The following is a 22966-nucleotide window of genomic DNA, read 5'->3' as shown; positions in this document are numbered from 1 at the left end:
AGCGGACGCGCGGCCCGAAGGGCGATGGTAACAAGCCCGAATGAAAAAGCCCGGACACGCCGGGCCTATATCTGCGTGGCGCTGTCGCCTTCAGCCGACCAGCTTGACTTCGACGCGCCGCGCCTGCGCATCGGTGCCCGAACCGGTGGTCACGGCCGGCTTCTGCAGGTCGATCTTCGCGGCCGGCACGCCCAGGCCGGTGAGCACGTCCCGCACCATCTCCGCGCGCTTCTGCGCGAGCTGCTCGTTGAGGGCCGGGTCGCCGGTGGTGTCGTGGAAGCCCGAGACCACCGCCTTGCGGCCGCCCTCCACGCCCTTGATGACCGCGGCCAGCGCCTCGGCAGCGCGCGGGGCCAGGTCGGCGCTGGCGGTGGCGAAATAGAAGTTCACCGTGTCGCCCACCACGCGGATGCTCGCGCCGTCGGGGATCACCACCGACACGGTCTCGGTCACCACCGCCACGACCGTGGCCGGCGCAGCGGCCGTAGCCGTACGCGCCTTGTCCTTGTGGTTGTGGCTGTAGACCGCGATGCCGATCACGAGCAGGATCACCAGGGCAATCAGCCCCAGCACGAAGGCAAGAATGAAGTTCTGCTGGCTCTCGTCGTCGGCGACTGATGACATCGGTCGATCTCCGTAGCTGAGGGGTCGGTAAATAATGGTGCGGTGAACCATGACCGCGAAATTCTAGGCGCGGCTGCGTTGCAGCCCGCAGGCAACCCTGGCCCACCCGGATTGGACCCCATGCCGACGCCCTTGCGCGACCCGAAACCGATGCTCGACCGTGTGATCGAGGAATGGGGCGGCCACGAGGACCTGTGGGTGTTCGGCTACGGCTCGCTGATCTGGCGTCCCGAGTTCGGCTTCATCGAGCGGCATCCGGCGCGGGTCCACGGCTGGCACCGGGCGCTCAAGATGTGGAGCCGCATCAACCGCGGCACGGTCGAGAACCCCGGCCTGGTGTTCGGCCTGCTCTCGGGCGGCAGCTGCCGCGGGATGGTGTTCCGCGTGCCGGCCGCCGACGGCCTGGAGACGCTGGGCCGGCTCTGGCTGCGCGAGATGCCCACCGGCGTCTACGACCCCAGGTGGCTCGACTGCGCGACTCCGCACGGCTCCGTGCGCGCCCTGGCCTTCACCCTGTCGCGGCGCAGTCCCAACTTCACCGGCAACCTCGACGACGAGCGCTATCGCCACATCTTCTCCAGTGCGGTCGGCCGCTACGGCAGCTCGCTGGACTACGCGCAGCAAACGCTGCTGGAACTGCGGCGCCACTCGATCCATGACGCGGCGCTGGCGCGGCTGGTCAGGCTCGCAGAGGCCGGGTTGTCGGAGTCTTCCGATTGCAGCGACGCAGCGGCTCCGGTATATCCTGCGGCTCGTTCATCTCATTCTTCATCCAAGGAGTAGCCATGTCCCCTCGCCTCATCGTCCCCGCCCTGGCCGTCGTGGCAGCAACCAGCCTTCTGGCCAGCTGCGGCACCCTGGGGGGCAAGGCGAGCGCCAGCGCCAGCCTGGCGCCGACCGGGGCGATCTCGCCGAACCCGACCGTGGGCAACGTGACCTTCACCGCGCTGGACCACGGCGTGCGCGTGGCCGGCGAGGTGCGCGGCTTCGCGCCGGGCACGGAGCACGGCTTCCACATCCACGAGAAGGGCGACTGCGGCGACAACGGCAATGCGGCCGGCGGCCACTTCAATCCCGCGGGCGGCACCCACGGCAAGTTCGGCGCGCCCGGCAGCCACGCCGGCGAGTTGCCCAGCCTGGTGGCCGATGCGAGCGGCACGGCGCGCTTCAGCGTCGACGTGCATTCGATCTCGCTGACCGACGGTGCCGCCAACAACGTGGTCGGCCGGGCGCTCGTCGTGCACCGCGACCGCGACGACTTCACCTCGCAGCCGGCCGGCAATTCGGGGCCGCGCGTCGCCTGCGCGCTGATCACGCGGCGCTGATTTACCCCCTCTCCCGCAAGCGGGAGAGGGAGCAAGACAGCTAGGCGCGGCGCGACAGCAGCAACGCCTCCGCCCGCGCGAGGTCTTCGAGCGTATCGATGTCCGTCACCACGCCGGCATCGTCCACCTCCACCTCCCCCACCGCATTCATCGCCCGCAAGGCGCGCAGCACGGACGCTGCCCCCACGGGCCCCGCCAGCGCCATGAGCGCCGCACCGTTCGATGCCGCGAAGCCCACCGGATGGCCGCGCGCTCCCGCGTGCACCGGCTGCACCGCCTGCCATTGCGACAAGGCCAGGGCGATGCGCCGCATCGTCGCCGCCTGTACCAGCGGAAGGTCTGCCGGCAGGATCAGCCAGCCGCCCGCATCCGCCGTCGCACGAACGGCCGCCGCGATGGAATCGCCCATGCCCGGATGGCCCACGTCCTCCAGGTGCCATGGCAGCCCGCTCTCGCGCACGGCCGCCAGCGTGTGCTCGAGCACCGGCCGCCCGCCCAGCAGGGCCGACAGCTTGTGCGCCGTGCCGCCGGACGCGAGAAAGCGCTCTCCGCGGCCGGAGGCAAGGACGATCACGGTGGGTGGCGGCAATTCCATCCCCGCAGTATCCACGGCCGCGCCTGCGCAACAATGCGCCTCATGAGTTCCCTCAACGACACCCTGGCCGCGCTGCGCAAGAGCTACGAGCGCGCCGAGCTGGACGAGACGAGCAGCGCGCCCGACCCGCTGATGCAGTTCGAGCGCTGGCTCGCCGAGGCCATCGACGCCCAGCTGCCCGAGCCGAACGCGATGACGCTGGCCACCGTCGGCGGCGACCTGCGGCCCTCGACCCGCATCGTGCTGATCAAGGGCTACGACGCGCGCGGCATCGTCTGGTACACCAACTACGACAGCCGCAAGGGGCAGGAGCTCGCGGGCAACCCCTGGGCCGCGCTGCAGTTCCACTGGGTCGAGCTGGAGCGCGTGGTGCGCATCGAGGGCCGCGTCGGCAAGGTCGACGAAGCCGAGAGCGATGCCTACTACGCCAGCCGCCCCCTCGATTCGCGCGTCGGCGCCTGGGCCAGCCCGCAGAGCCAGGTCATCAGCGGGCGCGACGTACTGGTGAAGAACGCCGCCATCCTCGCCGCCAAGTACCTGCTCTCGCCGCCGCGGCCGCCGCACTGGGGCGGCTTGCGGCTGGTGCCCGACCGCTGGGAGTTCTGGCAGGGGCGCAAGAGCCGGCTGCATGACCGGCTGCGCTACCGGCGCGAGGATGGGGCGTGGGTGCGCGAGCGGTTGGCGCCTTGAACGAACACATCAAAGCGACCCCACCAGCGCCATCACGACCGACACCGTGACCAGCGCCAGCGCCGTCGACACCGCCACGCTCGCCGTCACCAGATCCTCCGCGGTCTTGTAGCGCTGCGAGAAGAGGAAGACGTTGGCGCCGATCGGCAGCGCCGCGGCCACCACCATCACCTGCAGCGGCAAACCGCGCAGGCCCAGCAGCCAGCCCAGCAACGCGACCAGCGCCGGGTGCGCGAGGTTCTTGATCAGCGCCTGCGTCAGCGCCGCGCGCCATTGATGGCCGATGGCCGTGGACGCCAGCGTGATGCCCACCATCACCAGCGCGATCGGGCCGAAGGCCTGGCCCAGCCAGGCGATGGGCTTGTCGACGGACTCGGGCAAGGTCAGGCCGGTCTGCGCGAACAGCAAGCCCACGATGATCGGCAGCGGCACCGGATGGACGATGGCGTTGTAGAAGGCGCGCCCCAGCGTGCGCAGGATCGGCGTGCGCTCGCCGCCGGGCCGGCGCGCCTGCTCGCGCGCCACCGCCAGCTCCAGCACCAGGGTGGCGCTGGTCAGCAGCACCAGCGAATGCAGCGAGATCAGCGTCAGCACCACCACCATGCCCTCGGGACCGAAGGCCAGGCCGATCAGCGGGATGCCGATCATCACGGTGTTGCTGAAGGTGTTGGCCAGCGCGATCACGGCCGCAGTGCGGTTGAAGCCGCGCACCACGAGCGTGGCCGCGAAGATCAGCCCGGCTGCGAGGAAGTAGGCGGCCACCGGCCCCAGCTTCAGCTGCTCCACGTGAACCGTGCTCATGGTGCGAAAGAGCAGCGCGGGCGCCAGCAGCAGGAAGATCAGGTTGGAGAGGTCGCGCACCGCGCCGCCGGTGACCCAGCCCCGCCGCCCTGCCAGGAAGCCCGCGCCGATGAGCAAGACCACAGGCACGAGCGAGGAGAGGACCGATGAATTCACCGCGCGGAGCATACAGGCGGCTAGATGCGCGACGCCGGTCGGCAGCAGCCCCTGCACGTTCCTGCGCGCCTGACTATGATGGCCCGCTCCCCTCCCGTCCCTCCCCTCAGGACCCATCCATGAGCATCCCCACCACGCGCCTCGGCCGCACCGGCCTCACCGTCTCGCGCCTCGCCCTCGGCACCATGACCTTCGGCCTGCAGACCGACGAGGCGGTCTCGTTCCAGGTCCTCGACAAGGCGACCGAGGCCGGCATCAACTTCCTCGACACCGCCGACGTCTATCCGCTCGGCGGCACCGTCGAGACCACCGGCCGCACCGAGGAGATCATCGGCCGCTGGCTGCAATCGAAGGGCCCGGGCGCGCGCCGGCGCTTCGTCATCGCGACCAAGGCGGTCGGCAAGGTCGGCCCCAATCCCTGGGACCAGGGCGCCTCGCGCAAGCACCTGCTCGATGCCATCGATGCCTCGCTCGCGCGCCTGCAGACCGATCACGTCGACCTCTACCAGCTGCACAGCGACGACCGCGCGACGCCCCTCGACGAGAGCCTGGAAGCGCTCGACACCATCGTCCGCTCGGGCCGCGCCCGCTACATCGGCGTGTCGAACTTCCTGGCCTACCGGCTGGCGCGCGCCATCGGCGTGGCGGAGCTGCACAAGCTCACGCGCCTGGTGTGCGTGCAGCCGCGCTACAGCCTCTTGTTCCGCGAGATCGAGCGCGAGCTGCTGCCGCTGGCCGGCGAGGAAGGCCTGGGCGTGATCCCCTACAACCCGCTCGCGGGCGGGCTGCTCACGGGCAAGTACAAGGCCGGCGCCAGGCCGGCGGACAACACGCGCTTCACGCTCGGCACGGCCGGCTCGATGTACCAGGACCGCTACTGGAACGAACGCAGCTTCGCGACCGTCGCGCAGTTGCACGCGCTGGCCGACGAGGCCGGCGTGCCGCTCGCGACGCTGGCGGTGGCCTGGGTGATGGCCAATCCGCTCATCACCGCACCGCTGCTCGGCGCGAGCCGGCCGGAGCAGCTCGACGCAACGATCGCTGCGGCCGGCTATGCGCTGGACCCTGCCCTCAAGCAGCGGCTCGACGAGTTGACCGCCGAGTACCGCAAGGGCGACGCGCCGCGCTGAAGAACAGCGCGATGCGCCCGCGGGCCTCGATCAGAAGCTCGCCCGCAGCCCCACCTTCAGGCTGCGCCCGGGCAAGGGCGCGTCCGGGAAGGCCGTGGTGGTGAGGATCGAGCTCGCGCTGTAGGCCAGCTTGTTCGTCAGGTTGTCGATGCGCGCATACCAGGTGAGGCTCGCGCGTTGCACCTTCATGCGGTAGGTGATGGCCGCGTTCCACAAGGTGAAGGCATCGGTCGGACGCGCGCCGATGCTGGGCACGCGGCGCTGCGCTGCGTAGTAGTCGAAGCCCAGGCGCGCGGTCCACGGGCCGTTGCCGTAGGCCAGCGTGGCCCCCACGCGCGCCGGCGCGATGCGCGGCAACGGCTGGCCGGTGTCGGTGTTCTTCGCGCGCACCAGGTCGCCGCGCCATTGCAGGTCCAGCGTGGAGTCGTCGGCCATCTTCGCGAAGCCGTCGGTGCCCAGCAGCCGCAGGTTGCCGCTGGCCTCGAGGCCGGTGAAGCGGGCGCGCACGCCGCGGTAGACGTACTCGTCTACCACGTCGGGGAACACCAGGCCCTCCGCGGTTTCCACCGGGCCCGGGTTGATGTTGCCCTCGCTGTCGCGCACATTGCCCGAGGCCTCGAGGCCGATGTAGTTGCGAAAGCGCGTGACGTACCCGTTGACGCGCGCGTTGTTGGCGCCGGACTTCCATTGCGCCCCGAGGTCGAAGCCCACCGACTTCTCCTTCTGCAGGTCGGGATTGCCCAGCTCCCACGCCGCGGTCGCCACGTGCGGCCCGTTGGCGAAGAGCTCGTAGTCCTTGGGCGCGCGCTCGGTGTAGGCCAGGTTCGAGGTCAGCTGCCACTGGGGCGTCAGGTTGACCAGCGCGCCCAGCGCTGCGCTGTGCGGATGGAAGTCGCGCTCGCCGACCGCGAAGCGCGTGATGTCCGGATCGGACGAACCGAGGGACGTCACCTTCACCTGCTCGGTGCGCGCACCGAAGCTCAGGCGGCCCCACGAGGTGCCCAGTTCCTCGTGCAGGAACAGCGCGTTAGAGCGCGTGCGGCTGTGCGGCGCGAAGGCCTCCTCGCCGTCGGCCGAGAAGCGGCCGGTCTCGCTGCTGAAGCCGATCACGCCCTCCAGGCCCGCAATCTTGCGGTGCCGTGCCTCGAGGCGGAAGTCGTGGCTCTTGTTGGCGAAGGTGGTGCCGGGCTCCTGGCCTTCGAACTCGGTGTGCCGGTAGTCGGTGTAGCTGAACTTGCCGTGGATGCTGGTGAAGAAGCCGCCTGGCCGCCATTCGCCCTCGAGCGCATAGCGGTCGGACTTCATGTCGATGGTGACGTCGTCCTCGGCCACCGTGCCGTAGTTGCTGCGGTAGGTGCTGGCCGAGGCGCCGATCCAGCCCTGGTCGAAGAACAGCGTGCCGCCGATCGCGCCGCCATCGGCCCGGTTGGCCGAGTTGCAGATCCTGCGCGCCAGCCCGGGCCGGCGCGGGTTCTCGCAGTTGAGCTCGATGGGCACCTTGGTGTCGTCCGCGTCGCGGCTGAAGGCGTCGACATGCAGCGCATAGCGGTCGTTGCCGCCTTCGAGCACGACGCCGCCGCTCTTCTCGCGGCTGCCCGTGGCATAGCCGGCATCGACGCGGCCGCCGAAGCCTTCCAGCGGCTCGCTGGGGATGCGGTTGTCGATCACGTTGACCACGCCGCCGACCGCGCTGCCGCCGTACTGCAGGGCCGAAGGCCCGCGCAGCACCTCGATGCGCTCGGTCACCAGCGCATCGACCGGCACCGCGTGGTCGTAGCTCAGTGCCGACGCATCGGGCGCCGCGCCGCCGTTCTGCAGGATGCGGATGCGGTCGCCATCCTGGCCGCGGATCGTGGGCCGGCTCGCGTTGGGGCCGAAGTAGGTGCTGCTGACGCCGGGCAGGTTGTTCAGCGTCTCGCCCAGGGTGGGCTGGGCGCGCAGCAGCAGTTGCTGGCCCGACACCGAGGTGGTGGGCGCGATCAGATCGCTGGCGCCCAGCGGGTTGCCGGTGACGGTGACTTCGGGCAGCGCGGCGCCGCCGGTCGTGGCGGAGCTATCGGATTGCGCCCAGGCAAGGCAGGACACGAGGGAAAGAACGGCAAGGCCGACGGCATTGCGCGCGAAATGGGATGACATGTTGAACACTCGTTGAATCGATGAAAGGCCGGCCGCGGCCCGCAAGGCAGGCGCAGCAGCTCGGTCGAAAAGCCGGATTCAGCGAGCGGAAGGCGGGCCACGCGCGTCGAAAAGCGCGACCCAGCGGGCGAGTGCCTCGCCCTCGAGGTACAGGAAGGTGGCGGCCGGCAGCAGGGCCGGCAGCACCAGGGCCGGCACGCAGAGCGCGGCCGGGCCGTGGGACAGTTGGTCGTAGAGCCGGCAGTCGGCGTCGCTGTGCGCGCCGAAGAGTGCCGAGAGGCCATGGGCGGCATGGTCCGCCTGGCCCTCATCGACCACGGCGACGGCCTGCGCCTGCGCGGCCGCATGGCCATGGATCGTCCGGTGCAAAAGCCCCAGCGTGGTCGCGAACCAGAGCGCGAAGGCCAGCACGCACAGCAGTGCGCGGGCCTGGGCGGGACGGGACGCGAGACGCATGGATGAAGCTCAGGCCTTCTTGAGCCTGGAAGCGAAGGTCTTCTGAAACTTCTCGACCTTGGGCCCGACCACGAAGGAGCAATAGCCCTGGTTCGGGTTGTTCAGGAAATAGTCCTGGTGGTAGGCCTCGGCCGCCGAGTAGTTGGCCAGCGGCGCGACCTCGGTCACGACCGGCGAACGGTAGGTCTTGCTCGCCTCGATCTCGCGGATCACTGCCTCGGCCACCTGCTTCTGCGCATCGTCGCCGTAGTAGATGCCGCTGCGGTACTGCGTGCCCACGTCGTTGCCCTGGCGGTTGGGCGTGGTCGGATCATGCACCACGAAGAAGATTTCCAGGATCTCGCGCAGCGTGATCTGCGCCGGATCGAAGACCAGCTTCACCACCTCGGCATGGCCGGTGCGGCCCGTGCAGACCTGCTCGTAGCTGGGATTGACGGTCTCGCCGTTGCTGTAGCCGGACTCGACGTCCAGCACGCCCTGCACGCGGTCGAAGACCGCTTCCGTACACCAGAAGCAGCCGCCGCCCAGCACGATGGTCTCGGTATTCGGTGATGGCGTGGACATGGAATCTCTCCGGATGGGGTCGAAATTGGCGAACCCCGCATTGTCGCGGGTTGACGGGTCCGGGCGCGCTCACTACATTACTAACCCGTCAGTCATTAAGAAATCGATGCCCGCCTCCCGCTTCATCAGCGACAAGTTCCTGCCCGAGCGCGCCAAGCGCGAGCGCCGCAAGGAGGCGCGCCCCGGAGAGCTGCTGGAAGCGGCCCTGGACCTGTTCGTCGACAAGGGCTTCGCCGCCACCCGGGCCGAGGAAGTGGCGGCGCGCGCCGGGGTCTCCAAGGGCACGCTGTTTCTCTATTTCCCGAGCAAGGAAGAGCTCTTCAAGGCGGTGGTGGTCGAGAACCTGTCCGGCCGCTTCACCGAGTGGAACGCCGAATTCGAGGCCTTCGAGGGCAGCACCTGCGACATGCTGCGCTACTGCATGCGCATCTGGTGGGAGCGCGTGGGCTCGACCAAGGCCTCCGGCCTGACCAAGCTGATGCTGAGCGAGGGCCGCAACTTCCCCGAACTCGCCGAGTTCTATCGCCAGGAGGTGGTGCGGCCCGGGCATACGCTCCTGCGGCGCATCATCCGCCGTGGCATCGACAGCGGCGAGTTCGCGCCGGTCGACGTCGACCACGCGATCTACGCCGTGATCGCGCCGATGATCTTCTTGATGCTGTGGAAGCACTCGGCCATGATCTGCGTCGACGGCCAGTCCGAGATCGACCCCGAGAAATATCTCGAGATCCAGGCCGAGACCGTGCTGCACGGCCTCAGCATGCCGCCGAAGGCGGGCACATGAAACGCGCTTTGAAATGGGCCGCCGTGGCGCTGGCCCTGGTGCTTCTCGCCGCAGGCGTGCTGCGCGCACTCGAGGCGCGCCGCGCGCAGCAGGCCGCGGCCGCCTCGACCGCGCCGGTCGAGACGGTGGTGCAGCTCGCACCCGCCGACGTGGTGCGCGCGGCGAAGCGCGAGCTGGCACAGACGCTGGCGGTCTCGGGAACGCTGCGGGCCGTCGACTGGGCACTGGTCAAGGCGCGGGTGCCCGGCGAGCTGGTGGGCCTCACGGTGCGCGAAGGCGACAGGGTGAAAGCCGGCCAGGTGATCGCCCGCATCGAGCCGACCGAATACCACTCGCGCGTGCGCCAGGCCCAGGAACAGGCCGAGAGCGCCCGCGCCCAGGCCGAGGTCGCGCAGCGCACCTACGACAACAACAAGGCGCTGGTGGACCAGGGCTTCATCTCCCGTACGGCTCTCGACACCTCGCAGTCGAACCTCAATGCGGCGCGCTCCACGCACCGCGCGGCGCTCGCGGCGGTGGAGATGGCGCACAAGTCGCTCAGCGACACCGTGCTGACCAGCCCGATCGACGGCCAGGTGGCACAGCGCCTCGCGCAGAACGGCGAGCGCGTCTCGGTCGATGCGCGGGTGATCGAGGTGGTGGACCTGAGCCGCATCGAGGTCGAGGCCACGATGTCTGCGGCCGACTCGGTCGCGGTGCGGGTGGGCCAGCGCGCGGCGCTGCAGATCGAAGGCAGCGGCGGGCTCGCCCCCGCAGGCGCCGAGCGCAGCGTGGGCGCCAGCGTGGTGCGCGTCAACCCGAGCGCGCAGGCCGGCAGCCGCAGCGTCCTGGTCTACCTGCGGCTGGACCGCAGCGACGGCTTCCGCCAGGGCCTGTTCGCGCAGGGCACGCTGGACGTCGGGCGCACCGAGGCGCTGGCGCTGCCGCTGTCGGCGGTGCGCATCGACAAGCCCGCGCCCTATGTGCAGATGGTGATCGAGGGACGCATCGCACACCGCCAGGTCAAGACCGGCGCGCGCGGCCAGGTCGGTGGCCAGACGCTGGTCACGGTCCAGGGCGTCGACGAGGGCGCGGTGGTGGTGGCCGGCAGCGTCGGCCCGCTGCGCGAAGGCACCGCCGTGCGCCTCGCACCGGCCACGGCCCCCTGAGGCCGCACAGCCATGTGGTTCACCCGCGTCAGCCTGAAGAACCCGGTCTTCGCGACCATGTTGATGCTGGCGCTGGTGGTGCTGGGCATCTTCTCGTACCAGCGGCTGCAGGTCGACCAGTTCCCCAACATCGACTTCCCGGTGGTGGTGGTGATCACCGAATACCCCGGCGCCTCGCCCGAGATCGTCGAGAGCGAGGTGACCAAGAAGGTGGAGGAAGGCGTCAACTCGATCGCCGGCATCAACGCCCTCACCTCGCGCAGCTACGAGGGCCAGTCGGTGGTGATCATCGAGTTCCAGCTCTACGTGGACGGGCGCAAGGCGGCCGACGACGTGCGCGAGAAGGTGGCGGCGGTGCGGCCGCTGTTCCGCGACGAAGTGAAGGAGCCGCGCGTGCTGCGCTTCGATCCGGCTTCGCGGCCGGTGTGGTCGGTGGCCGTGTTGCCGGACGGGGGGAAGGGCACCCAGCCCAGCGCCGTGGAACTCACCAACTGGGCCGACCAGGTTTTGAAGAAGCGCCTGGAAAACGTGCGCGGCGTCGGCTCGGTCACCCTGGTGGGCGGCACCAAGCGCGAGATCAACATCTACCTCAACCCGCAGGCCATGGAGGCCTTCGGCGTCAGCGCGCAGCAGGTGGTGGAGGCGGTGCGCAGCGAGAACCAGGCGCTGCCGGTGGGCTCGGTGCGCTCGCTCGAGCAGGAGCGCGTGGTGCAGATCGACGCGCGCATGGAGCGACCCGAGGACTTCGGCCGCATCATCCTCGCGCGCAAGGGCGGCGCGCCGATCCGCATCGACCAGGTGGCCAGCGTGCGCGACGGCGCGCAGGAGATCGACAGCCTCGCCCTCTACAACGGCCAGCGCACCCTGCTGCTGTCGGTGCAGAAGGCGCAGGACGAGAACACCATCCAGGTGGTGGACGGCCTGCGCAAGGCGCTGACGGACATCGGCCCGCAGCTGCCGCCGGGCATGAAGCTGGAGCCCATCGGCGACGCCTCGCGCCCGATCCGCGTTGCGGTGGACAACGTGCGCAAGACGCTGATCGAGGGAGCACTGCTCACGGTGCTGATCGTCTTCCTCTTCCTCAACTCGTGGCGCTCGACCGTGATCACCGGCCTCACGCTGCCCATCGCGCTGATCGGCACCTTCTGGTTCATGGCCATGTTCGGCTTCACCATCAACATGGTGACGCTGATGGCGCTGTCGCTGTGCGTGGGTCTCTTGATCGACGACGCCATCGTGGTGCGCGAGAACATCGTGCGCCACGTGCAGATGGGCAAGGCGCCCTACACCGCCGCACTCGACGGCACGCAGGAGATCGGCCTGGCGGTGCTGGCGACCACGCTGTCCATCGTCGCGGTGTTCCTGCCCATCGGCTTCATGGCAGGCATCATCGGCAAGTTCTTCCACGAGTTCGGCATCACCATCGTGGCCGCGGTGCTGATCTCGATGTTCGTGAGCTTCACGCTGGACCCGATGCTGTCGAGCGTGTGGCACGACCCTTCGATCCACACGCAGGGGCAGCACGGGCAGCGCAAAGCCGGCCTCTACGACAAGACCATCGGCCGCGTCACCGGCTGGTTCGACCGCGCGACCGATCGCCTCGGCGCGGGCTACCAGTCCATCCTGCGCTGGTCGCTCGCGCACCGCCTCGCGACCGTGTTCGCGGCCGTGGGCATCTTCGTCCTCAGCGTGACGATGGTCCCGCTCTTGGGCACCGAGTTCGTGCCGAAGGCCGACTACTCCGAAACCACCATCAGCTTCTACACCCCGGTCGGCTCCTCGCTGGAAGTCACCGAGGCCAAGGCCCGCCAGGTCGAAGGCATCCTGCGTGAGATGCCCGAGGTGCGCTACACCCTCAGCACCATCAACACCGGCGACGCGCAGGGCAAGATCTACGCGAGCATCTACGTGCGACTGGTCGACCGCAAGGAGCGCAGCCGCAGCGTGGACCAGATGTCGACGGTGCTGCGCGAGCGCCTGCGCACCGTGCCCGGCATCACCGTCACCCACGTGGGCCTACGCGACTCGGTGGGCGGCAACAAGCAGATCGAGTTCTCGCTGCAGGGCCCCGACCTGCAGGAGCTGGAGCGGCTCACGCAGCGGGTGATGGAGGCCATCCGCCCCATCCCCGGCCTGGTCGACCTCGACTCCAGCCAGAAGCCCAACAAGCCGACCGTGAACGTGGTGCTGCGGCGCGACGCCGCCTCCGACCTGGGCCTGGGCGTGGCCCCCATCGCCGCTGCCCTGCGCACCCTGGTGGCCGGCACCACGGTGGGCAATTGGCGCGCGCCGGACGACCAGACCTACGACGTCAACGTGCGCCTCGCGCCCGAAGTGCGCAATTCGCCGGCCGACCTGGCGCGCCTGCCCTTCGTCAGCACGGCCATGGGCGCCAACGCCGACGGCTCCAGCCGCATCGTGCGCCTGCAGCAGGTGGCCGAGGTGCGCGAAGCGACCGGGCCCAACCAGATCAACCGGCGCGCGCTGGCGCGCGAGGTCAGCATCAACGCCAACGTCGCCAACCGCTCCGCGGGCGAGGTCTCGGCCGACATCCGCCAGGCGCTGGCCGGCATCGCCTTCCCGCCGGGCTACGGCTGGCAGTTCAGCGGCTCGACCAAGAACATGCAGGAGTCCTTCGGCTACGCGGTGTCGGCGCTGGCGCTGGCGATCATCTTCATCTACATGATCCTGGCCAGCCAGTTCAAGAGCTTCCTGCAGCCGCTGGCGCTGATGACGGCGCTGCCGCTCACGCTCATCGGCGTGGTGCTGGCGCTGATGATGTTCGGCTCCACGCTCTCGATGTTCTCGATCATCGGCATCGTGATGCTGATGGGCCTGGTGACCAAGAACGCGATCCTGCTGGTGGACTTCGCCATCCGCGCGCGCGAACCCGTGCTGGCGGCCGACGGCAGCACCACGCCCGGCCTGCCGCGGGCCGAGGCCCTGCTGCTGGCCGCCCGCGTGCGGCTGCGCCCCATCCTCATGACCACGCTGGCCATGATCTTCGGCATGGTGCCGCTGGCCTTTGCGCTCAGCGAGGGCTCGGAGCAGCGCGCGCCCATGGGCCAGGCCGTGATCGGCGGGGTGATCACCTCCTCGCTGCTGACCCTGGTGGTGGTGCCGGTCGTCTATTGCTACATGGACGATCTTGCCCAATGGGCGAGGCGCACCTGGCGCGGCGAGAAGAAGCCGGCGCAGGGCACGGACACGAAAAGGCTGGCCCCTAAAATCGAAAGTTTGTCTTGAATCGACCCCCTACACCCCCCACACACCCGATCGGCACGAGGAACACCCCATGAACGCCACCCACGACCTGGAGCGCCTGCGCTTCAACATGATCGAACAGCAGATCCGCCCCTGGGATGTGCTGGACCTCGAGATCCTGGACCTGCTCGCGCAGATCCGGCGCGAGGACTACGTGCCCAAGGCGCATCGCAGCCTGGCCTTCTTCGACATGGAGATCCCGCTGGAAGGCGCCACCCGCAAGGAGCCCGGCCAGTGCATGCTCTCGCCCAAGGTCGAGGCCCGCATGCTGCAGGACCTGCACGTGAAGAAGCACGAGACGGTGCTCGAGATCGGCACCGGCTCCGGCTTCATGGCCGCGCTGCTGGCGCATCGCGCCGCGCAGGTGCTGACGCTGGAGATCGACCCCGGCCTCGCGGCGGTGGCCGCCGAGAACCTGCGGCGCAACGGCGTCCACAACGTCGAGGTGCGCCAGGCCGACGGCGCGGTACCGCTGTCCAGCGGCCCGACCTTCGACGTGATCGTGCTCAGCGGCTCGGTCGCGCGCCTGCCGCAGGGCCTGATGGGCTCGCTCAAGATGGGCGGCCGCCTCGCCGCCATCGTGGGCGACGAGCCGATGATGCGCGCCCACTTCGTCACCCGCGTGGGCGAAGGCAAGTGGGACATCCTGCAACCCTGGGACACGGTCGCGCCGCGCCTGCTCAACTTCCCGGCGCCCTCGCGCTTCGCCTTCTGATGATCGACCAGGTCCCTCCGGGCCGGTTGGCCGACTGGTTCGCGCTCGACGCATCCGCACCGCCGGTGCTGCTCGACGTGCGCGAGCCCTGGGAAAGGCAGACCGCGAGCGTCACGCCGCAGGGCTTCACGCTGGTCGCCATTCCGATGAACGAGATCCCCGCGCGCCTCGCGGAGCTCGATCCGGCGCAGCGCATCGCCTGCCTGTGCCACCACGGCGCGCGCAGCCAGCGCGTGGCCGCCTTCCTCGCCCAGAACGGCTTTGCCGAAGTGGCGAACGTCGCCGGCGGCATCGACGCCTGGTCGCTACAGCACGACACCTCCGTTCCACGCTACTGACCCCGCAGATCAAGGACCCTTCATGCCCGTGCCCCGGCTTCTCCCCCTCACGGCGGCCATCGTCGCCGCGATCGCACTGCCGGCGCACGGCCAGAGCCTCATCGACCTTTACGACTCGGCCCGCGGCTACGACGCGACCTACCAGGCCGCTCGGGCACAGTACGACGCCAGCCTGGCGCGCGCCGCCCAGGCCAAGGCCGGCATCCTGCCCAGCGTCGGGCTGTCGGCCGGCGCCTCGCACACCGAGCTGGACGTGAACACACCTGCCGGCGGCGCCAACCGCGGCTTCAACACCCAGACCGCCGGCATCAACGCGACGCAGCCGCTCTACCGCCCCGCGAACTGGGCCACCTACGAGCAGGGCAAGCGCCAGGTCGACATCGCGCAGGCGGTGCTCACCATCGCCGACCAGGACCTGGTGGTGCGCGTGAGCCAGGCCTACTTCGACGTGCTGGCCGCGCAGGACACGCTGTCGCTGGTACGCGCACAGAAGGCCGCGGTGGCCGAGCAGCTGGCCGCCGCCAAGCGCAACTTCGAGGTCGGCACCTCGACCATCACCGACACGCGCGAGGCGCAGGCGCGCTTCGACCTGGTGGTGTCGCAGGAGATCGCGGCCGAGAACGACCTGCAGGTCAAGAAGATCGCGCTCGACCAGCTGGTCGGCCGCCCCGGCAGCGTGCCGGTGCCGCTGGCCGCGCCGGTGCTGCTGCCCGATGTGGCCCCGGCCGACATGAACGCCTGGGTGGCGCAGGCCGAGGAGGTGCATCCCTCGATCCGCCAGGCGCGGCTCGGCCTCGACGTGGCCTCGCTCGAAGTCGAGAAGGCGCAGGCCGGCCACAAGCCCACCCTCGACGCCAACCTGGGCTACAACGTCAGCAACAACCCGCAGGGCACCAGCACCACCACGACCAAGTCGCGCATCAACGCCGCGACCATCGGCGTGACCTTCAGCATGCCGCTGTTCGCGGGCTACGCCATCGAGAACCGGGTGAAGGAAACGCTGGCGCTGGAGGAGCAGTCCCGATCGGTGCTCGAATCGACGCGCCGCAGCGTGACCCAGGCCACGCGCGCGGCCTATCTGGGCCTGGTCTCCGGCGCCGGCCAGGTGAAGGCGCTGGAAGCCGCCGAGTCCTCCAGCCAGAGTGCGCTCGACGCCAACCGCCTGGGCTACCAGGTAGGCGTGCGCATCAACATCGACGTGCTCAACTCGCAGAGCCAGCTCTACCAGACCAAGCGCGACCTGGCAGTGGCGCGCTACAACGTGCTGCTGGGCAACCTGAAGCTGCGCCAGGCCAACGGCACGCTGACGCCGGACGACCTGCGCGCCATCAACGGCACGCTGGCCACCGACGGCCGGCCTGCGGTGGACATGACCTTGACGCCGCCGCAACCACCGGCCTCGCAGCCGGTACCGGGCACGCGCCCGCCCGGCGCGCCGACGGCGATCCCGGTGGTGCCGCCGGTGCCGGTGCCGCCCTTCACGCCCCCACCGCCGGTGATGCCTTCGCCGCCTCCGCCGCCGGTGATCCTGCCGCCGACGCGATAGCCTTCGGTCGGCGCGGCCACGCAGCCTTCGCCACGTCGATCCGGGACTCGAAGACCCGGCTGCGCCCGGCCGCCGAATCGGAGTAAGGTGGTGCGCCGTGGCGACGCGGTCGCCGCACCACAGCGCAGGAGACACGCATGACCACCGACCCACAGGCGGGCACCAACGTGCAGGAAATCGCGGCCGGCATCTTCCGCATCAACACGCCCGTGCCGCTGCCCGACGGCCAGCTCTTCAGCTTCAACCAGTACCTGGTGATCGATGACGAGCCGCTCCTGTTCCACTCCGGGCCACGCCAGCTTTTTCCGCTGGTGAGCCGGGCCATCGCGAGCGTGATGCCCCTCGAGCGCCTGCGCTACGTCGGACTGTCCCATGTGGAGGCGGACGAGTGCGGCGCCTTGAACCTGTTCCTGGCGGCCGCGCCGCAGGCCGTGCCCCTGTGCGGCAGCCTCGCGGGCATGCTCTCGATCGCCGACATGGCCGACCGCCCGCCCCGAACGCTCGCCGACCGCGAGGACCTCGTGATCGGCAGCCATACGATGCGCTGGTTCGACACGCCCCATCTTCCGCACGGCTGGGAGTGCGGACTGATGATGGACACGCAGACGCGCACCTTCTTCTGCGGCGACCTCTTCACGCAGCCGGGCAACAGCGAGCAGGCGCTGATCGATGCCGACATCCTCGGGCCCAGCGAAGCATTCCGGCATCAGATGGACTACTACGCGCACTCGCCGCAAACCGCCGCCATGCTGGCCGGGCTCGCGCAGCAGGCGCCGCGCACGCTCGCGTGCATGCACGGCAGCGCCTGGCAGGGCGACGGTGCATCGCTGCTGGGCGAGCTCTCGGACGCACTGTCGACTGCGCGTTGAGCCATGCGTGGCCGCGTTGCGCTGGAAGGAGTTGCAAATGAAGCAGGAAACCGTCGCGCCCTTGTCGCGTGAGGCCGGGGGCCCATCCCCGCCGGACAAGCCAAGACCTCGCATCAGGCTGTCGCGCGACGGCCCCTATCTGGTCACCGTCGATGACCTGACGAACTCGAAAGGGGAGCGGCTGAGCGGCTCGCTCGGCATCGCGCTGTGCCGCTGCGGTGCGTCGCGCAACAAACCGTTCTGTGACAGCTCGCACATCCGGATCGGCTTCTCGGACGATCGACGCCCGGAGCGCACGCCTGCCGCCCAACCCGAGACACGGCACGACCAGCCCGGTCCCCCTGCGGTGGGTGCGCCCCGCATTCGCATCTCACACAACGGCCCCTACGAGGTCCAGGGCTTCGATCTCGATACCGGGAACTGGCCCGAAGGCGCGTCGCGAGAGTGCTTCTTTCTCTGCCGGTGCGGCGGATCGAAGAACAAGCCCTTCTGCGACGGGACACACCGGCGCATCGATTTTCAGGACGACAGGAACTGACCCGCGTCGCGAAGCGTGCGCCCCCGGGAAGGCCTACCCGGCCCGGCAGCTCCCGAACTCGCAGCGCACAGCCATCGTCTGGCCGTTGCTGCAGGGAATGCTGTGGCGCTCGTAGCCGGGGCCCTTCTCGACCAGGGTGGCCATGGGCAGAACGCTGCAGCGGCGGGTCTTGGCGAACTGCTCGGCGCTGTAGGTGTCGCGCCCGGTGCTGCGCAGCGCGGGCTCGGCCGAGCGCTGGCCCGGAGGCACCCAGGTCACGCGCACGCTCGGATCGGTGTTGACGTAGCCCTTCTGCGCCAGGCAGTTGAGCATGGAGGTTTCCTGCCTGGCATGCCAGACGCGGCGCTCGGGCGTGTACACGGCCTTCTGGAAGGCATAGAGGCCGCCGCCCACCGCGACACCGCTCAGCGTCGGGATGCCGGCCATCCAGCCGACGCCGACCACGCCGGTGTCGAGCACGACGAGCGCATCGTCATGCTGGCTGGCGCGGAAGGGGATGCTGGCGGCCGAGGCGCGGCAGCGGGCCAGGTCCTGTTCGTAGGCCGCCGGGTCGCCAGGTGCCTGCACGGCAGGAACGTAGTCCGCGCCGGAACCGGACCCGGGCCCCGCATTGGGGCGGGTCGCGCAGCCGGCCGCCAGGGCGGCGATGCAGACGATGCTCAGCAGTCTTTTCATGGATGTCCTCGACGGTTCCTCTACTCCGCCGCCGATTGAAGCACACAAATAGTTACTTTCTCAAGCGACTTTTTTGGCACGACGGGGCGTCGGCGCGACAGGACGGGCCCTCAGCCGCGGGCCTTGCGCCACGAGTTCTTGAGCTGGATGCGGCCGTCGCGAAAAGTGAAGTGGTCGCAGCCGTTGGTCTCGATGCGCACCCCGTCGCTGGCCCGGGTGCCGACGAAAGTCCATTCGGAGACGCCCCGTTCGCCGGCGATGAAGTGCCGGGCGCCGAGCCATTGGGCGTCGGGGTAGTCGTGCCAGACGCGGCTGAAAGCTTCGCGCACCGCCTGAGGGCCGACGTAGCGCGTGCCGCAGGCCTCGGGGCCGGCGCTGGCCTCGAAGACGCAGTCCTCGGTCATGAACTGCATCAGGGCGTCGATGTCGTGGCGGTTCCACGCGTCGGCGAAAGCCTGGAGGAAGGATTCGGTCATGGCGGTCTCCTCGTTCGGTCGGCCTCGATCCTACCGGGCAGCGGCCGGGCGCGGTTCATTCCGCCGCGCTGCGGGTGGCCGCATCCGGTCACTTGGCCAGCTGGCTGTAGCTGGTCATGAGGTTGCGGTAGTCGGGGATGTGGTTGGAGAACAGCGTGCCCAGCCCCTGATGACGGCATGCGCGATCTGAACGATCTCTTCCTGCGCACGGCAGCGGTCGCCGGCGAGCGCTTCGAGGAGCTCGAGGAGGACTGAGTCCGGCACGGCACGCTAGCATCGGCGGCTTTGGTTTCATGCTTTCCGCCGCCCTCTTCTGCCTGGTCGTCGCCATCAGCGACGGCGACACCCTCAAGCTTCGCTGCGGCGAAGCCGGCGCGTTTCGCCAGCTCACCGTGCGCCTGCATGCCGTTGACGCGCCCGAGCTGAGCCAGCCCTTCGGCCGGCGCGCCAGGCAGGCGCTGTCGCAGATCGCCTACCGCAAGACCGCGCGCCTGGACTGCGAGGACGACGAGGACCGCTACCACCGCCGCGTCTGCCGGGTGAAGGTGGCCCCGAACTCCTGCACCGAGGCGCACTGCGCGAAGACGCTGGACGCCGGCCTGGCGATGCTCACCGTGGGCATGGCCTGGTGGTCGCGCGCCTATGCCGACGAACAGAGCCCTACCGAGCGCGGCCAGTACGCCTTCGCCGAGTTGGAGGCCAAGGGCAAGCGCGCCGGCTTGTGGGCCGATCGCCGCCCCGTGCCGCCCTGGACCTGGCGCGCCGCGCATCCGCGTACTCGCTGAATCGCACGGCATCGGATAGGCTTCGGCCCCAATGCCCGCCTTGCTCGCCCTGACCTGCCCCCAATGCTCGGCACCGCTGCCGCGGGCAGCGCGCTGGCGAACGGTGAACTGCGAATGGTGCGGCGCCACCGTCGTGCGCGGCGAGCAGACGGTGGAGCGCGAGCGCTTCCGCGCGGCGCTGCGGCGCGCACAGGCGCATGACGGCGCCGGGCGCCTGCTGCAATGGCGAGGCGCGCGCTATCGCGTGCTGGCCACCCTGGGCGCCGGCGAGCATGCCCAGGTGCTGCTGGCCGAGCGACTGGGCGCCCTGCCCGAACGCGTGACGCTGAAGCTGGCGCGCACGACCGAAGGCGCCGATGCGCTCGCGCGCGAGGCCGCGGCGCTGGCGGCCCTGCAAGCGCTCGCGGTCCCGGGTGCGGCCTACTTCACGCGGCGACTGCCGCAGCCCCTCGGCATCGGCCTGGCCGAGGGTTGGGCCGACGAAGCCCGTCAGGCGCTGGCGCTGCGCCATCCCACCGGCTTCTGGGGCAGCCTGCAGGCGGTGCGGGAGGCCAATGTCCGAGGCATCGATCCGCGCCACGCGGTCTGGATCTGGCGCCGCCTGCTGGACGTGCTGGCCTTCGTGCACGAAGCCGGCTGGACGCACGGCGCGCTGGCGCCCGAGCATGCACTGGTGCATCCGCGCGACCATGGCGTGCTGATCGTCGGCTGGTCGCGCGCACGGCAGCACGCGGGCACGGCCGCGGCCGCGCGCGACCTGATGCAGACGGCCTGGACGATCCGGGCCCTGCTGCACGGGCCCGCCGGCGATGCGCCCGGACTCGGCACGCACACCCCGGCGCCGTTGGCCGCCCTGCTGCGCGAATGCAGCGAGGACGCCCGCGCCTGCGAGCGCCTGGGCGCACGCGGGATCGAGGCCGCCCTGTCGGCGGCGGCGCGCGAATCCTTCGGCGCGCCGCAGTTCGTCCATTTCGATCCGGCGCCGCCGCGCGCTTGAGCTTCAGCATCAGGAGAACGAGGACAAAAAATGGGCTACGGAAACTACTCGCATGCCGCGCACGCGGCACTCGTGGCGGACCGCGCGACGCGCTCGGGCGCCGAGGTCTTCAGGCAGAGCGCGACGCACGCGCTGATGAACCCGCATGGCCTGCGGGTGCGCGAGTCGCGCGACAACGCCGACCATCCGAACTCGCTGGGCATCGCCTTCGCGCTCGACGTCACCGGCTCCATGGGCGACATCCCGCAGACGCTGGCGCGGCGCGAGCTGCCCACCTTCATGAAGCTGCTGACGGACTGCGGCGTGGCCGATCCGCAGCTGCTGTTCATGGCCATCGGCGACGCCACCTCCGACCAGGCGCCGTTGCAGGTGGGCCAGTACGAGAGCACCGCCGAGCTGATGGACCAGTGGCTCACCTGGAGTTTCCTGGAAGGCGGGGGCGGCGGCAGCGGCTCTGAAAGCTACGAGCTCGCCTTCTACGTGATCGCGCAGCACACCGACCTCGACTGCTGGGTCAAGCGCGGCAAGCGCGGCTACCTGTTCATGACCGGCGACGAGCTGCCCTACCCGGCCGTCTCCCGCCATCAGGTCGAGGCGCTGATCGGCGAGAAGCTGGACGAGGACATCCCGATCGAGGAGGCGATCGCCGCGGCGGCCGAGACATGCCACCTGTTCTTCCTGATCCCCGACGCCCAGCGCCGGCGCAACTGCGAGCCGCGCTGGCGCGAGCTGCTGGGCGATCACGTGATCTGCATGGATTCGCCCGACGATGCCTGCGCGGTGGCGGCCGGCATCGTGGCGCTGACCGAGAAGGCGGTGCCGGGCCTCGACGGCCTCGCCCAGGTGATGGGCGCGCACGGCATGCCGCGCGAGCGCGTCAACGCGGTCGCCCATGCGCTCGAAGGCTATGCCGCGCTGCTCGACCCGAACGCGCCGCGGCGCGTCCACACCGGCGCCAGCGGCCCGGGCACGGCGCGCAGCTCGTGGTGGAAGCGGCTGTTCGGTTGATCCGCGCCGCGTGAGCACGCGCTACGTCTCGCTGCTGGGCCTGGGCTTCGGCGACTGCGGCAAAGGCCTCTACACCGATTTCCTGGCCCGTGCATGGGGCGCGCACACGGTGGTGCGCTTCAACGGCGGCGCGCAGGCCGGCCACAACGTGGTGCTGGCCGACGGGCGGCACCACACCTTCTCGCAGTTCGGCGCCGGCAGCTTCAATGCCGGCGCCTGCACGCTGCTGGCGAGCCCGGTGGTCGTGCATCCAAGCGCGCTCCTGGTCGAGCACGAGGCGCTGCGGCACAGCGGCGTACACGACGCCCTGGCGCGGCTGCGCATCGATGCGCGCTGCCGCGTGACCACGCCCTTCCACCAGGCCGCGGGGCGGCTGCGCGAATGGGCGCGCGGAACCGCGGCGCACGGCAGCTGCGGCGTGGGAGTGGGCGAAACGGTGCGCCAGGCGCTGGCCATGCCGGACACCGCGATGCGCTACGGCGACCTGGCGCGGCCGTCGCACGCGCTGGAGAAGCTGGAGGCCGTTCGCGAGACGCTGCGGCGCGAGCTCGAGGCGCTGCCACTACCGCCCACCGAAGCCGCGGCGCAGGAGCGGGCGATGATCGAGGACCCCACGCTGGCGCGCCGCTGGCTGGCCGCGGTCGAGCCCTGCCTGCGACACGCTGCGCCCGCCGGCCGCGACGCGATCGCCGCGCAGCTCGCGCGCCCGGGCACGGTGCTCTTCGAAGGCGCACAGGGCGTGCTGCTCGACGAATGGCAGGGCTTCCATCCGCACACCAGCTGGAGCACGGTCTCCACCGCCGCCGTCGAGGCGGTGCTGGCCGATGCCGGCATCGCCGCGCGCGTGCGGCACCTGGGCGTGCTGCGCAGCTATCTCACGCGCCATGGCGCCGGCCCGCTGCCCACGCAGGATGCCGCACTCGACCGCCTGGCCGAGCCGCACAACGCCGACGCCGGCTGGCAGGGGCGCTTTCGCCGCGGCCAGCCGGACGCCGTGCTGTGGCGCTACGCCCTCGCGGCCGTGGGCCCGCTCGATGGGCTGGCGGCCAGCCATCTCGATGCGATCAGGCGCGCCGGCGGCCTGCGCTGGTGCAGCGCCTACCGGGTGGCCGGCGAGGCGCAGCCCTTGACGGCCTTGCGGCGCAGCGCGGCGCCGGATCTCGCGCACCAGGAAGGCCTGACCCGGCTGTTGGCGTCGGCCGAGCCTCTGTACGAGCCACTCGCGGTCACCGCGCCGGCGGCGTGGATCGATCGCATCGAGGCCTTGAGCGGCTGCCCGGTGCGCTATGGCGCTTTCGGGCCCGAGGCCGAGGCCGTCCAGGCCTTTCGTGCGCTCGACTTCTGAA

The 22966-nt window shown here is 70.2% G+C and carries 24 protein-coding genes and 1 pseudogene; 16 read left to right on the top strand and 9 right to left on the bottom strand.

Translation table 11 applies throughout. The features are described from left to right. Positions 1-90: 90 nt before the first annotated feature. Positions 91-624: an OmpA family protein gene (locus AC3A6X_RS25515; protein WP_487844799.1), complete on the bottom strand. Its 534-nt coding sequence runs from the start codon at positions 622-624 to the stop codon at positions 91-93. Positions 625-744: 120 nt separating this feature from the next. Between AC3A6X_RS25515 and AC3A6X_RS25510 the strand changes: the two genes are divergently transcribed. Beyond that, positions 745-1407: a gamma-glutamylcyclotransferase gene (locus AC3A6X_RS25510; RefSeq protein WP_487844798.1), complete on the top strand. Its 663-nt coding sequence runs from the start codon at positions 745-747 to the stop codon at positions 1405-1407. Positions 1408-1409: 2 nt separating this feature from the next. Continuing rightward, positions 1410-1949: a superoxide dismutase family protein gene (locus AC3A6X_RS25505; protein WP_487844797.1), complete on the top strand. Its 540-nt coding sequence runs from the start codon at positions 1410-1412 to the stop codon at positions 1947-1949. A gap of 40 nt (positions 1950-1989) precedes the next feature. Here AC3A6X_RS25505 and AC3A6X_RS25500 read toward each other — a convergent pair whose 3' ends face one another. Then, a complete protein-coding gene (locus tag AC3A6X_RS25500; protein ID WP_487844796.1) occupies positions 1990-2544 on the bottom strand; it encodes a nucleotidyltransferase family protein in 555 nt (184 codons plus the stop codon). Between the two features lie 42 nt (positions 2545-2586). Here AC3A6X_RS25500 and pdxH point away from each other — a divergent pair, with 42 nt between their 5' ends. Then, positions 2587-3234, top strand: a complete 648-nt coding sequence (pdxH, locus tag AC3A6X_RS25495) for a pyridoxamine 5'-phosphate oxidase (protein WP_487844795.1) — start codon at positions 2587-2589, stop codon at positions 3232-3234. A 9-nt stretch (positions 3235-3243) separates the two neighbouring features. Here the strand turns inward: pdxH and AC3A6X_RS25490 are convergent, their stop codons facing one another. Beyond that, positions 3244-4191 carry an AEC family transporter gene (locus tag AC3A6X_RS25490; RefSeq protein ID WP_487844794.1) on the bottom strand — a complete coding sequence of 316 codons (948 nt, stop codon included), beginning with the start codon at positions 4189-4191 and terminating at the stop codon, positions 3244-3246. Between the two features lie 119 nt (positions 4192-4310). On the opposite strand from AC3A6X_RS25490, the gene AC3A6X_RS25485 reads away from it, so the two are divergent. Beyond that, entirely contained in the window at positions 4311-5321 is a 1011-nt protein-coding gene (locus AC3A6X_RS25485) for an aldo/keto reductase (protein ID WP_487844793.1), read from the top strand. Between the two features lie 30 nt (positions 5322-5351). Here AC3A6X_RS25485 and AC3A6X_RS25480 read toward each other — a convergent pair whose 3' ends face one another. The 3 genes from AC3A6X_RS25480 to msrA form a co-directional block, all read right to left on the bottom strand. Then, on the bottom strand, positions 5352-7457 hold the full coding sequence (locus tag AC3A6X_RS25480; RefSeq protein ID WP_487844792.1) for a TonB-dependent receptor: 2106 nt from the start codon (positions 7455-7457) through the stop codon (positions 5352-5354). Positions 7458-7535: 78 nt separating this feature from the next. Beyond that, positions 7536-7913 (bottom strand): hypothetical protein, encoded by a 378-nt coding sequence (locus tag AC3A6X_RS25475; protein ID WP_487844791.1) that lies wholly within the window; start codon positions 7911-7913, stop codon positions 7536-7538. Between the two features lie 9 nt (positions 7914-7922). Next, complete coding sequence (msrA, locus tag AC3A6X_RS25470) at positions 7923-8477, bottom strand: peptide-methionine (S)-S-oxide reductase MsrA (RefSeq protein WP_487844790.1); 555 nt, start codon at positions 8475-8477, stop codon at positions 7923-7925. Between the two features lie 106 nt (positions 8478-8583). On the opposite strand from msrA, the gene AC3A6X_RS25465 reads away from it, so the two are divergent. From AC3A6X_RS25465 to AC3A6X_RS25430, 8 genes are all read left to right on the top strand, one after another. Continuing rightward, complete coding sequence (locus tag AC3A6X_RS25465; RefSeq protein WP_487844789.1) at positions 8584-9261, top strand: TetR/AcrR family transcriptional regulator; 678 nt, start codon at positions 8584-8586, stop codon at positions 9259-9261. After that, positions 9258-10409, top strand: a complete 1152-nt coding sequence (locus AC3A6X_RS25460) for an efflux RND transporter periplasmic adaptor subunit (protein WP_487844788.1) — start codon at positions 9258-9260, stop codon at positions 10407-10409. Before AC3A6X_RS25465 ends, AC3A6X_RS25460 begins: the two co-directional genes overlap by 4 nt. Before the next feature lie 12 nt (positions 10410-10421). Beyond that, positions 10422-13655 carry an efflux RND transporter permease subunit gene (locus tag AC3A6X_RS25455; protein WP_487844787.1) on the top strand — a complete coding sequence of 1078 codons (3234 nt, stop codon included), beginning with the start codon at positions 10422-10424 and terminating at the stop codon, positions 13653-13655. Between the two features lie 49 nt (positions 13656-13704). Then, entirely contained in the window at positions 13705-14388 is a 684-nt protein-coding gene (locus AC3A6X_RS25450) for a protein-L-isoaspartate O-methyltransferase family protein (RefSeq protein WP_487844786.1), read from the top strand. Beyond that, complete coding sequence (locus AC3A6X_RS25445; protein ID WP_487844785.1) at positions 14388-14726, top strand: rhodanese-like domain-containing protein; 339 nt, start codon at positions 14388-14390, stop codon at positions 14724-14726. The genes AC3A6X_RS25450 and AC3A6X_RS25445 overlap by 1 nt, the downstream gene beginning before the upstream one ends. A gap of 22 nt (positions 14727-14748) precedes the next feature. Continuing rightward, positions 14749-16272, top strand: a complete 1524-nt coding sequence (locus AC3A6X_RS25440) for a TolC family outer membrane protein (protein ID WP_487844784.1) — start codon at positions 14749-14751, stop codon at positions 16270-16272. A gap of 137 nt (positions 16273-16409) precedes the next feature. Then, positions 16410-17141: an oxygen-binding di-iron domain-containing protein gene (locus tag AC3A6X_RS25435; RefSeq protein ID WP_487844783.1), complete on the top strand. Its 732-nt coding sequence runs from the start codon at positions 16410-16412 to the stop codon at positions 17139-17141. Between the two features lie 37 nt (positions 17142-17178). After that, on the top strand, positions 17179-17679 hold the full coding sequence (locus AC3A6X_RS25430) for a CDGSH iron-sulfur domain-containing protein (protein WP_487844782.1): 501 nt from the start codon (positions 17179-17181) through the stop codon (positions 17677-17679). A gap of 33 nt (positions 17680-17712) precedes the next feature. Here AC3A6X_RS25430 and AC3A6X_RS25425 read toward each other — a convergent pair whose 3' ends face one another. The 3 genes and pseudogenes from AC3A6X_RS25425 to AC3A6X_RS25415 all read right to left on the bottom strand — a co-directional run. Then, the gene (locus tag AC3A6X_RS25425; protein WP_487844781.1) at positions 17713-18354 is read right to left on the bottom strand and encodes a hypothetical protein; all 642 of its coding nucleotides are present in this window, start codon (positions 18352-18354) and stop codon (positions 17713-17715) included. A gap of 110 nt (positions 18355-18464) precedes the next feature. Next, entirely contained in the window at positions 18465-18830 is a 366-nt protein-coding gene (locus tag AC3A6X_RS25420; RefSeq protein WP_487844780.1) for a nuclear transport factor 2 family protein, read from the bottom strand. Between the two features lie 88 nt (positions 18831-18918). Further along, positions 18919-18999, bottom strand: a pseudogene (locus AC3A6X_RS25415) (hydrolase); the annotation flags it as partial. A 124-nt stretch (positions 19000-19123) separates the two neighbouring features. Here AC3A6X_RS25415 and AC3A6X_RS25410 point away from each other — a divergent pair. The 4 genes from AC3A6X_RS25410 to AC3A6X_RS25395 are packed head-to-tail and all read left to right on the top strand — an operon-like array spanning position 19124 to position 22965. Further along, the gene (locus AC3A6X_RS25410) at positions 19124-19615 is read left to right on the top strand and encodes a thermonuclease family protein (protein ID WP_487844779.1); all 492 of its coding nucleotides are present in this window, start codon (positions 19124-19126) and stop codon (positions 19613-19615) included. A gap of 31 nt (positions 19616-19646) precedes the next feature. Further along, entirely contained in the window at positions 19647-20612 is a 966-nt protein-coding gene (locus AC3A6X_RS25405; protein ID WP_487844778.1) for a protein kinase family protein, read from the top strand. Between the two features lie 30 nt (positions 20613-20642). Beyond that, positions 20643-21620 carry a VWA domain-containing protein gene (locus AC3A6X_RS25400; protein WP_487844777.1) on the top strand — a complete coding sequence of 326 codons (978 nt, stop codon included), beginning with the start codon at positions 20643-20645 and terminating at the stop codon, positions 21618-21620. Between the two features lie 10 nt (positions 21621-21630). Next, positions 21631-22965, top strand: a complete 1335-nt coding sequence (locus AC3A6X_RS25395; protein WP_487844776.1) for an adenylosuccinate synthetase — start codon at positions 21631-21633, stop codon at positions 22963-22965. The last annotated feature ends 1 nt before the right edge of the window (position 22966 follow it).

The sequence above is a fragment of the Variovorax sp. Soil_C_12 genome, assembly GCF_057657375.1.
This window is presented reverse-complemented; position numbering and strand designations above follow the sequence as displayed.

Bases quoted from the DNA above. Each gene is read 5' to 3' on its own strand.
- AC3A6X_RS25515 (WP_487844799.1), bottom strand. From the start codon at position 624: ATGTCATCAGTCGCCGACGACGAGAGCCAGCAGAACTTCATTCTTGCC.
- AC3A6X_RS25510 (WP_487844798.1), top strand. From the start codon at position 745: ATGCCGACGCCCTTGCGCGACCCGAAACCGATGCTCGACCGTGTGATC.
- AC3A6X_RS25505 (WP_487844797.1), top strand. From the start codon at position 1,410: ATGTCCCCTCGCCTCATCGTCCCCGCCCTGGCCGTCGTGGCAGCAACC.
- AC3A6X_RS25500 (WP_487844796.1), bottom strand. From the start codon at position 2,544: ATGGAATTGCCGCCACCCACCGTGATCGTCCTTGCCTCCGGCCGCGGA.
- pdxH (WP_487844795.1), top strand. From the start codon at position 2,587: ATGAGTTCCCTCAACGACACCCTGGCCGCGCTGCGCAAGAGCTACGAG.
- AC3A6X_RS25485 (WP_487844793.1), top strand. From the start codon at position 4,311: ATGAGCATCCCCACCACGCGCCTCGGCCGCACCGGCCTCACCGTCTCG.
- AC3A6X_RS25480 (WP_487844792.1), bottom strand. From the start codon at position 7,457: ATGTCATCCCATTTCGCGCGCAATGCCGTCGGCCTTGCCGTTCTTTCC.
- AC3A6X_RS25475 (WP_487844791.1), bottom strand. From the start codon at position 7,913: ATGCGTCTCGCGTCCCGTCCCGCCCAGGCCCGCGCACTGCTGTGCGTG.
- msrA (WP_487844790.1), bottom strand. From the start codon at position 8,477: ATGTCCACGCCATCACCGAATACCGAGACCATCGTGCTGGGCGGCGGC.
- AC3A6X_RS25465 (WP_487844789.1), top strand. From the start codon at position 8,584: ATGCCCGCCTCCCGCTTCATCAGCGACAAGTTCCTGCCCGAGCGCGCC.
- AC3A6X_RS25460 (WP_487844788.1), top strand. From the start codon at position 9,258: ATGAAACGCGCTTTGAAATGGGCCGCCGTGGCGCTGGCCCTGGTGCTT.
- AC3A6X_RS25455 (WP_487844787.1), top strand. From the start codon at position 10,422: ATGTGGTTCACCCGCGTCAGCCTGAAGAACCCGGTCTTCGCGACCATG.
- AC3A6X_RS25450 (WP_487844786.1), top strand. From the start codon at position 13,705: ATGAACGCCACCCACGACCTGGAGCGCCTGCGCTTCAACATGATCGAA.
- AC3A6X_RS25445 (WP_487844785.1), top strand. From the start codon at position 14,388: ATGATCGACCAGGTCCCTCCGGGCCGGTTGGCCGACTGGTTCGCGCTC.
- AC3A6X_RS25440 (WP_487844784.1), top strand. From the start codon at position 14,749: ATGCCCGTGCCCCGGCTTCTCCCCCTCACGGCGGCCATCGTCGCCGCG.
- AC3A6X_RS25435 (WP_487844783.1), top strand. From the start codon at position 16,410: ATGACCACCGACCCACAGGCGGGCACCAACGTGCAGGAAATCGCGGCC.
- AC3A6X_RS25430 (WP_487844782.1), top strand. From the start codon at position 17,179: ATGAAGCAGGAAACCGTCGCGCCCTTGTCGCGTGAGGCCGGGGGCCCA.
- AC3A6X_RS25425 (WP_487844781.1), bottom strand. From the start codon at position 18,354: ATGAAAAGACTGCTGAGCATCGTCTGCATCGCCGCCCTGGCGGCCGGC.
- AC3A6X_RS25420 (WP_487844780.1), bottom strand. From the start codon at position 18,830: ATGACCGAATCCTTCCTCCAGGCTTTCGCCGACGCGTGGAACCGCCAC.
- AC3A6X_RS25410 (WP_487844779.1), top strand. From the start codon at position 19,124: ATGCTTTCCGCCGCCCTCTTCTGCCTGGTCGTCGCCATCAGCGACGGC.
- AC3A6X_RS25405 (WP_487844778.1), top strand. From the start codon at position 19,647: ATGCCCGCCTTGCTCGCCCTGACCTGCCCCCAATGCTCGGCACCGCTG.
- AC3A6X_RS25400 (WP_487844777.1), top strand. From the start codon at position 20,643: ATGGGCTACGGAAACTACTCGCATGCCGCGCACGCGGCACTCGTGGCG.